Origin of the sequence: Microbispora sp. H10949 (assembly GCF_014161435.1) — a bacterium.
In the GTDB taxonomy this organism is placed as follows: Bacteria; Actinomycetota; Actinomycetes; order Streptosporangiales; family Streptosporangiaceae; genus Microbispora; species Microbispora triticiradicis.
This window is the reverse complement of record NZ_JABBWZ010000002.1, coordinates 756,826-765,665: the sequence shown is the minus strand read 5'-3', so window position 1 is coordinate 765,665 and position 8,840 is coordinate 756,826. Positions and strand designations below refer to the sequence as shown.

At 74.1% G+C, this 8,840-nt stretch carries 7 protein-coding genes; 1 reads left to right on the top strand and 6 read right to left on the bottom strand.

The genetic code is table 11. From position 1 onward, the window contains the following. The 6 genes from HHX40_RS07615 to HHX40_RS07590 form a co-directional block, all read right to left on the bottom strand. Positions 1–3,697: type I polyketide synthase (locus tag HHX40_RS07615; RefSeq protein ID WP_182879929.1), on the bottom strand; the 3,697-nt coding region annotated here is incomplete at its 3' end. Positions 3,698–3,759: 62 nt separating this feature from the next. Continuing rightward, positions 3,760–4,530, bottom strand: a complete 771-nt coding sequence (locus HHX40_RS07610; RefSeq protein WP_182879928.1) for a thioesterase II family protein — start codon at positions 4,528–4,530, stop codon at positions 3,760–3,762. Further along, complete coding sequence (locus tag HHX40_RS07605; protein ID WP_182879927.1) at positions 4,527–5,609, bottom strand: alpha/beta hydrolase; 1,083 nt, start codon at positions 5,607–5,609, stop codon at positions 4,527–4,529. The genes HHX40_RS07610 and HHX40_RS07605 overlap by 4 nt, the downstream gene beginning before the upstream one ends. Then, positions 5,606–6,361 carry a 2-oxo acid dehydrogenase subunit E2 gene (locus tag HHX40_RS37565; protein ID WP_182879926.1) on the bottom strand — a complete coding sequence of 252 codons (756 nt, stop codon included), beginning with the start codon at positions 6,359–6,361 and terminating at the stop codon, positions 5,606–5,608. The genes HHX40_RS07605 and HHX40_RS37565 overlap by 4 nt, the downstream gene beginning before the upstream one ends. Beyond that, positions 6,358–6,588: an acyl carrier protein gene (locus HHX40_RS36370; protein WP_111700703.1), complete on the bottom strand. Its 231-nt coding sequence runs from the start codon at positions 6,586–6,588 to the stop codon at positions 6,358–6,360. The genes HHX40_RS37565 and HHX40_RS36370 overlap by 4 nt, the downstream gene beginning before the upstream one ends. Next, the gene (locus tag HHX40_RS07590; RefSeq protein WP_182879925.1) at positions 6,588–7,619 is read right to left on the bottom strand and encodes a 3-oxoacyl-ACP synthase III family protein; all 1,032 of its coding nucleotides are present in this window, start codon (positions 7,617–7,619) and stop codon (positions 6,588–6,590) included. The genes HHX40_RS36370 and HHX40_RS07590 overlap by 1 nt, the downstream gene beginning before the upstream one ends. A 585-nt stretch (positions 7,620–8,204) precedes the next feature. Between HHX40_RS07590 and HHX40_RS07585 the strand changes: the two genes are divergently transcribed. Further along, complete coding sequence (locus HHX40_RS07585) at positions 8,205–8,711, top strand: flavin reductase family protein (protein ID WP_310737983.1); 507 nt, start codon at positions 8,205–8,207, stop codon at positions 8,709–8,711. The last annotated feature ends 129 nt before the right edge of the window (positions 8,712–8,840 follow it).

Genomic DNA, 8,840 nt, shown 5'->3' with positions numbered 1-8,840 from the left:
ACTCCCCCGACCGCACCGCACGCACCGCCAGATCCAACGCCACCAACGACGACGAACACGCCGTATCCACCGTCAACGCCGGACCCCGCGACCCCAGCACATACGCGATCCGCCCCGACGCCACGCTGACGCTGCCCCCGGTGAGGAGGTAGCCGTCGGTCCCGCCGCCGCCCTCGTGCAGGCGGGGCGTGTAGTCCGACGCGGTCGCGCCGACGAACACCCCGGTGCGGGTCTCCTTCAGCGACAGCGGGTCGATGCCGGCCCGCTCCAGCGCCTCCCACGACACCTGCAGCAGCAACCGCTGCTGCGGATCGGTGGCCAGCGCCTCCCGCGGACTCATCCCGAAGAACGCCGGATCGAACTCCCCCGCGTCACGGAGAAAGCCGCCCCGGCGCGTATAGGAGGCGCCGGGCCGTTCCGGGTCGGGATCGAAGAGGGCGTCGAGGTCCCAGCCCCGGTCGTCGGGGAAGTCACCCGTGACGTCCGCGCCACTGGCCACCACCTCCCACAGGTCCTCCGGCGAGGCCACCCCGCCCGGGAACCGGCACCCCATCCCCACGATCACCACCGGGTCGTCGTCCACCGCCACGACGTCCCGTACGGCCTCGTGCGCGGCGTCCTGTTCGGCTTCCCCGGCGAGGTGGCGGGCGATGGAGGCGGGAGTGGGATGACTGAACAACGCGGCGGCGGGGAGGTCGGCGCCGAAGGCGGCGCTCAGGCGGTCGCGCAGCTCTACCAGGCCGAGCGAGTCGAGGCCGAGGTCCTTGAACGTCGCCTCGGGGTCGACGCGCCCGGGGTCGGCGAAGCCGAGGACGGCCGCCACCTCCTCGATCACCCGCCCTTCCCTGTTCGCCGTACGGGCGGCGTGGGCGGGCGGCACGGGGGCCGCGACCGGGGCCGTGACCAGGGGCGCGGCAGGGGACACAGCGGGCGGAGGGGTCCCGTCCGCGGCGGCCGGCGCCAGCCAGTGGGGCTCGCGCTGGAAGGGGTAGGTGGGCAGCGGGACGCGAGGGCTTCCCGGCGGGAAGACGGCGTCCCAGTCGAGCCGCACCCCGGCGGTGAACAGCCGCCCGACGGCGAGGTCCAGGTCGTCGTCCTTGCCGAGGACCGGCACGAACGGCGCCACCGGGCCCAGCGCCTCCCGCCCGGCCGCGCTGAGGGCCGTCCCCGGCCCCGCCTCCACGAAGATTCCGGCGCCCAGCGCCCGCAACCGGTCCAGGCCGTCGGCGAAGCGGACCGTACGGCGGGCGTGCTCCACCCAGTAGTCCACCCAGTAGCCCGCCGAGAGACCCGCACGGGTGTCGGCGTCGGCGGGGCCGGCGAGTTCCCCGGTCACGGTCGACACGAACGGAACGCGGGCCGGGCCGAACGCGAGCCCCGCGAGCACCGCACGGAACTCGTCGAGCACGGGGTCCATCAGGGGCGAGTGGAAGGCGTGGCTCACCTGGAGCCTCCGGGTCCGGTGGCCGCGCGCGACGGCGACGGCGGCGACGGCGTCGAGCGCCGGGTCCTCCCCCGCGACGACCACGGACCGGGGACCGTTCACCGCGGCGACGACCACGAGGCCGTCCACCTCCGCGATCAGCCCCCGCACCTCCTCCTCGGGCGCGCCGACGGCGAGCATGCCGCCGCCGGAGGGCAGCGACTCCATCAGCCGCCCCCGTGCCGTGATCAGCTCGGCGGCGGACGACAGGTCGAGCACGCCCGCGACGTGCGCGGCGGCCACCTCGCCGATGGAGTGGCCGGCGACGAAGGACGGCTCGACTCCGAGCGACTCCAGCAGGCGGAAGGTCGCCACCTCGACCGCGAAGATCGCGGGCTGGGTGAAGGCGGTGCGGTCGAGCAGCCGGGCGTCCTCGCCGTCCGGCTCCGCCCAGACGACCTCCTCCAGAGGACGCGGCAGCCGCTCGTTCAACGCAGCGGCGGCCTCGTCGAACGCGGCCCGCCAGACGGGGTGATCCTGGTGGACCCGGCGGCCCATGCCCGGCCGCTGACTGCCCTGGCCGGGGAACAGCACCGCGACCGGAGCGGAGGTGGCCTTGCCCGTGACGAGCCCGGCGGCGGGGCGGCCCTCGGCGAGCGCCGCCAGCCCCGCTGCCACGTCCCCAGTGACGGCCGCCCGGTGCTCGAAGGCGGTTCGCGTGGTGGCCAGGCTCCGGGCGAGGCCGGCGGCCCGAGCCGCGCCGGAAGGATCCTGTCCGCCGGACGTGCCGCCCCCGGCGGCGAGGTCGAGCAGCCGGGCGGCCTGGTCCCGCAGGGCGGCACCGGTGCGCGCGCTCAGCACGAGAGGGGTGCGCGCCGACGCGGCCTCCGGCGTGCCGGGCGCGGCCGAAGGCGCCACGGACACGGCCGGAGGCGCCACGGGCGCGCCAAAAGGCGCCACGGGGACGGCCGGAGGCGCCGCGGGTGGCTCTGCCACCACGACGTGGCAGTTGGTGCCGCCCATGCCGAACGCACTGACGCCCGCGACGAGCCGCGCGCCGTCCCGGGGCCACTCCCCGCCCGCGACCCGTACGGACAGGCCCCAGCCGTCGAAGTCGATCTCCGGGTTCGGCTCGGCGTAGTTGAGGCTCGCGGGCAGTCGCCGCCGGGCGACGCTGAGCACGGTCTTGATCAGACCGGCGATCCCGGCGGCGCCCTCCAGGTGTCCGATGTTCGTCTTCACCGATCCGACGTGCAGGGCCGGCCCGTCGCCGGGGCGGGCGAGACCCAGGGCCCGCGCCTCCACCGGGTCGCCGACCCGGGTCCCGGTGCCGTGCAGTTCGACGTACTGCAGGTCGGAGGGCGCGACGCCGGCGGCCGCCCAGGCGTGCCTGAGCACCTCGGCCTGGGCGCCGGCGCTGGGGGTGGTGAGCCCGTCGGTGCCGCCGTCGTTGTTGACCGCGCCGCCGAGCAGCACGGCGTAGACGGAGTCGCCGTCCTCGATCGCGGCGTCCAGCGGCTTGAGCAGCACCAGCCCGGCGCCCTCGCCCCGCACGTAGCCGTTGGCCCGGCGGTCGAAGGTGTGGCACCGGCCGTCGGGCGACAGCCCGCCGAACCGGGCGACCGCCGCGGTGCCGGCCGGGTCGACGATGAGGTTGACGCCGCCCGCGAGCGCCAGGCGCGACTCGCCGCGCCGCACGCTCTCGGCCGCGAGGTGCACGGCCACCAGCGACGACGACTGCGCGGTGTCGACCGCGATGCTCGGCCCGCGCAGGCCGAAGACGTACGACACGCGGTTGGCGATGATCCCGCGGGTGGTGCCGGTGAGAGTGTGCCGCCCGATCGCGGAGGGGCGCGACAGTGCGGCGTACTCGTCGGCGATGGACCCGACGAACACGCCCGTCGGGGTGTCGCGCAGCGTCTCGGGCAGCACGCCGGCGTCCTCCAGCGCCTCCCAGGCCAGTTCCAGGACGAGCCGCTGCTGCGGGTCCATGGCGGCGGCCTCGCGAGGGGAGATCCCGAAGAACTCCGCGTCGAACCCGGCGATGTCGTCGAGGTAGGCGCCGTACCGCACGCCGGGGTTCTCCCGGGCCAGGGCGTCCAGGAGCGGGGACGGCGCTCGGCCCCCGGGCACCTCGCGGACGGCCGAGCGGCCCTCCTCCAGCAGCCGCCACAGGGCGTCCGGGTGCGGCGCGCCGGGCAGGCGGCACGCGACTCCGACGACCGCGACGGGCCGGGACACCTGCGGGTCGGGGCTGATCACGTCGTGCCTCACTCTCGGTCATGGTGAGCAGGATGAGCGTGGTCGGGCGCGGACGGCGCGGGAGGGGAGGCGGGTCAGGCCCGTACGGCGAGCCCGTTCCGTACCGCCGCCGCGACGTCCTCCAGCCGCGGGGTCAGGTAGAAGTGGCCGCCGGGCAGGACCGTGAGACGGAACCCGCCGTCGGTGTGGTCCCGCCACCGGGCGGCCTGGTCGACGGTCACCCGCGGATCGCGGTCTCCGACCAGCGCGGTGACCGGGCAGCGGACCCGCGCCCCGGGATCGGGCAGATAGGAACGCAGTGCCCGGTAGTCGGCGCGCAGCGGGGGCAGCACGAGCTCCCGCAGGTCCGCGCTCTCCAGCACCTGCCGGGAGGTGCCGCCGAGGAACAGGGCCTCCTCCAGCAGCGCGGCGTCGTTCCGGAGGATCACCGGGTCCACCCGGGTGAGGGCGGGCGCCCGCCCGCCGGAGACGAACAGCCGCTCGGGCGCGGCGCCGGCGCCCCGCTCGCCGAGCAGCGCGGCCTCGAACGCCACCAGCGAGCCCATGCTGTGCCCGAAGAAGGCGAGGGGGCCGTCGTCCGGTTCCCGGGCGAGCACGTCCGCCACCCTGCGGGCCAGCTCGCGCACGTCCTCGACGGGCGGCTCGCGCCGCCGGTCGAGGCGCCCGGGGTACTGCACGGCCAGCACGCGCACCTGCGGGGCGAGCGCCCGCGCGAGCGGGATGAAGAAGCCGGCCGAGCCTCCGGCGTGCGGGAACACGACCAGGCGGGGGGCGCCGGGCGCGGCGGGAGCGAACTCGCGCAGCCAGTCGCCCCGCACCCGCGCTCCGGCGAGAGGGGCGTTCACCCGGCCGCTCCCGCCCGGGCGGCCTCCAGGGCGGCGGCCAGCGACGCGGTCACCCCCGGGTCGGCGCCGGGCCGCATCCGCTGCACCGCGAGCAGGCTCCACACGCGGGTCTCCGCGAGGTGGGAGGGGGCGCCGTGCACGTCGTCGTGCTCCATCAGCCGCAGGTCGCGCACCGAGCGCTTCAGCCGTTCGGTGTCGCCGGGAGGGATGATCTCGTCCCGCTTCGCCGTCACCGCGGCGAGGGGCACGGTGAGCGCGCGCAGGTCGGCGTCGTCGAGCGCCCAGTCGCGCACGTGCGCGAAGACCGCCTCCGGCGGCACACCCGCCAGGTGGGCCAGAGTGTCGCGGGTGACCTTCGGCACCCGGGCCTGCCAGGCGGCGTCGGTGAAGAAGTCGTGGACGGGCGGGCCGTTGGCGACCACACCCCGCACGCGGGGGTCGCGCAGCGCGGCGGTGATCGCGGCATGGCCGCTGAAGCTCAGCGCGAGCAGGTAGGTCTCGCGCACCTCGGCCCGTCCCTCCAGGGCGTCGAGGATCGCCGGAAAGAGCCGCCACGCGTCCGGGCCGTACCGGAGCGGGCTCTCGCCGACGCCGGGCAGGTCGGCCACGACCCCGGCCATGCCGAAGGCCGCGATCTGCGGGAGCACCGGCCCCCACTGCTCCTTCGGGCTCACGATGCCGCCGGTCATGACCAGCAGCGGCCGGGGCTCGTCGGCGGACAGGCCGGCGGCCCACACCCGCACCGGGACTCCGTCCACGTCCACGACGACGGGCTCCAGCCCCGGCACCCCGCGCCGCCACCGGTCGAAGGCGTCGAGGCAGCGGGCGAGCGCGCGCTTGCGGCCCGGGCCGTCCACGTACGGGAAGCGGCCCATCGTGTAGTACTGGCAGGCCAGGGCCGTCTCGCCGGCGGCGTCCCACTCGTCCCCGGCGTGGATCCACTCGTACGGCCACGAGCCCGGCTCGTCACCCGCGTCCGCGGTGATGCGGTCGAGCAGGGCGCCGTAGTGGTCGGCCGGCAGGTTCTGCGAGATCGCGTGCGCCACGACGAAGCGCTTGAGCTCGGTCAGGTCGTTCATTCCTCGTACGCCTCCAGCGCTTCCTTGATCTCGGTGAGCACGTCGGCGGCCTCGGCGCCGTCGATCACGCGGTGGTCGAAGGCCAGCGAGAGCCGCATGACGGGGGCGACCACCACGGCGCCGTCCCTGACGACCGGGCGGTCGGCGATCCGGCCCACGCCGAGGGTCACGGTGGTGCCGCCGACCGAGTGGAAGCCGTCGACGGCGCGATGGCCGAGCGAGGTGACGCTGAACGTGCCGGTGACGGCGGGCCGCCGGTCGAGCAGCCCCGCCATCTCGCGGAACCGGTCGAGCGCCTCCTGCCAGGCCAGTCTCCGCAGCGCGCGGATGCCGGCGAACTCCTCGGCCGTGCCGGGATCGGCGGCGGCCGCCCGGTCCAGGTGCGCCTGTACGTCGGCCAGGGACGCGGACTCCAGCGCGGGGATCACGGTGGCGAGCACGACGCGGCGGCCCTCCCAGGTCTTGTCGAGGGTGACCTTGGCCGCCACGGTGTCGAAGGAGGCGACGACCGGGTCCAGCCGGCCGTGTATGGCGGAGTTGGCCTCGGGGTGCTTGGCCAGGACCCCGGCGGCCGCGTGCACGACGTAGGAGACGACCGAACGGCGCTCCCCCGCCTGGTGCGCCCGCGCCCGTCCCGCGACGATCGCGGTGGCGTCCACCTCGGTGTCGAGGAAGACCGGGGAGAAGTCGCGGATCTGGTCGAGGAAGAACAGGGTGTGCCTGCGCTGGGAGGGGAACGGGCGGCCGGTCATCGGTTCACCAGCTCGTAGACCGACTCCAGGCTCGCGGCCTCGAGGAAGTCGGGCAGCGACAGCGGCCGGCGCACCCGCTTCTCCAGCAGGACGAGCATCGTCAGCAGGTGCAGCGAGTCCCATCCGGGCACCTCGTCGAGGGCGCGGCCGAGGTCGTCGCCGCCGACGGCCAGGCCGATCTCGTCCTGGAGCAGGTCCACGAACTCCTCCCTGCTGATCGCGGCCATCAGGCACGCTCCAGGGCCAGGCCCGACTTGATCCACTTGCTCGACTCGATGGCCACCGCGATCGCCCGCGACGGCCGCGTCATCCGCGGCAGCAGGCGGTCGAGCTGGAAGAAGACCAGGGCGTTGCCGTTGTTGCCGGTCTCCGCGACGCAGGAGACCTCCTCGGCCGCGGGGAAGGCGAGCCGCGCGGTGATCTTCCCGGTCATCGCGACGGACAGCTGCGGGGGCAACAGGTAGTCGACCTCCGCGCGGTCCCAGCCGAGGTCGTCCAGCAACTCGTCGGCCGTCTCCTCGGCGAGGACGGGAACGAACTCCTCGATGGCCTTGTAGTCCTCGCTGGCCGGGGCCTCGGTCGCGTCACGGTCGGCCAGGCCGTACCAGCGCAGGATCTGGCCGGGCGCGCGGTCGAGGCCGGACAGCCGGGTGAGCACCGACCGGAGCACCGGCGCCTCCGAAGGGCCCGCGGTGCTCAGCACGGCGGCCCCGGCCCCGTCGCCGAACAGCACGTAGTTGACCAGCTCGTCGGGCGGCAGTGCCGTCAGGTCGGCCTTGACGTCGTAGTGCTTGGCGATGACGTCGCCGCCGACGACGAGCGCGGTGCGGTAGCGGCCCGTGGACAGCAGCGAGGCCGCGACGTCGAACGTCTGCACGGCGCCGGAGCAGCCCGACTGGAGCTGGAACGCCGGCACGCCGTCGATGCGGAGCCGCTCGGCGACGACGTTCACCGTCGCCGGCATCAGCGTGTCGGGAGTGGCGGTGCCCAGCACCACCACGTCGATCTCCTCCGCGGAGATCCCGGCCCGAGTGAGGGCCTGGACGGCGGCGCGCTCGCCGAGGTCGGCCAGGCTGTCCCGCCGTTCGCCGGTGGACAGGTCGACCGCGAGATGACGCGTCCGTGTGCCGATGAACGTGTCGACCCACTGCCGCCACACCTGGTCCATGCCGAACGCCCCGGCAAGGGCGGCCGTGTCGATGGGAGGTCCCGGCAACGCCGTTCCCACCGACAGAAGTCGTACCGGTGTCTCCGCCATACGCTCCTCCAACGAGCCGCGTCCGCGCCACCGCGCCCTGCGCGCAGCGGATCGGGACGTCGGCCCCGGCACTGCTGATGGACGGTTCAGACGCTAAGAGCGACTCCTAAAGCAGCCCTAAGCCCCCGATTGCGTGCTAGATCGGTCGAACAAGATCAAAGGTGAGGAAGGACGCGTGGAGATATCCCGGTAAACCAAGTAGGAAATGTTGACTTCTACCATCTGGAGATCTAGATTGGGCGTTATGAGCCAGGATGTACCTCTGATCCGGCGCCCTCACGTTGACTTCGGGCATGTCGCCAGCGCGCAGTGTCGCTGATCCCGCCCGTCCGACTCGGCGAGATCGCTGCTGATACCCGAGTCCTTCCACCTCTCCACGTAGCGACAGATCCAAGGCCGTGGTCGCCTTCATGACCACCGATGTGTGAACACCCATGTGCCGCTTACCGTCGCGCGGCTCCCCAGGAGCCCGCGCGACGTGACGAGGTGGCGTCCGCGGCATGGCCGCGAGAGGGAAGATCCGATGTGCATCATGACGTCAGAGGGCACAAAACCCACGGCTCCCCGCAGGGAAGGAGCCGGAAGGTGACCGAGACCCTGCCAGGGCGGGCCGTGGACGGTGAACGGTTCCGCAGAGCGCTGGCGGCGCACGCCGCCGGTGTCGTAGTGATCACCGCCCAGGACGACGAGGTCCCCATCGGCCTGACCGCGACGTCGTTCTCCTCGGTGAGCCTGGAGCCGCCGCTGGTCTCCTTCTATGTGAACCAGTCGTCGAGCACCTGGCCCCGGCTGCGCTCAGCCGGACACTTCGCCGTCAACGTGCTCACCAGCGACCAGGACGAGCTCGCGGTCAGATTCGCGCGCAAGGGCATCGACCGTTTCGCCGAGCCGACCCGGTGGCATCCCGGTCCCTACGGGGCGCCCCTTCTGAGCGACGCGTCGGTGCACCTGGTCTGTCTCCCGCACACGACGGCCGAGGTGGGCGACCACGTGCTCGTCGTGGGCCTGGTCTGCGAGGCCACGGTGCACGGCGCCAGCCAGCCGCTGCTGTACCACCAGGGCCGCTTCGGCCGGTTCACTCCCCACTCCTGAGCGCCCGTTCCGCGGCCGGAGATCCCGGCCATCCGTTCGCACGACCACCCCATCACCCATCCCCCCGTCACCGGGCGGCATCGTGAACATGTCGATGCCGGCCCGTCCGGTGTGCCCGGGATCCGTACG

Bases quoted from the DNA above. Each gene is read 5' to 3' on its own strand.
- HHX40_RS07605 (WP_182879927.1), bottom strand. From the start codon at position 5,609: ATGAACGACCTGACCGAGCTCAAGCGCTTCGTCGTGGCGCACGCGATC.
- HHX40_RS37565 (WP_182879926.1), bottom strand. From the start codon at position 6,361: ATGACCGGCCGCCCGTTCCCCTCCCAGCGCAGGCACACCCTGTTCTTC.
- HHX40_RS36370 (WP_111700703.1), bottom strand. From the start codon at position 6,588: ATGGCCGCGATCAGCAGGGAGGAGTTCGTGGACCTGCTCCAGGACGAG.
- HHX40_RS07590 (WP_182879925.1), bottom strand. From the start codon at position 7,619: ATGGCGGAGACACCGGTACGACTTCTGTCGGTGGGAACGGCGTTGCCG.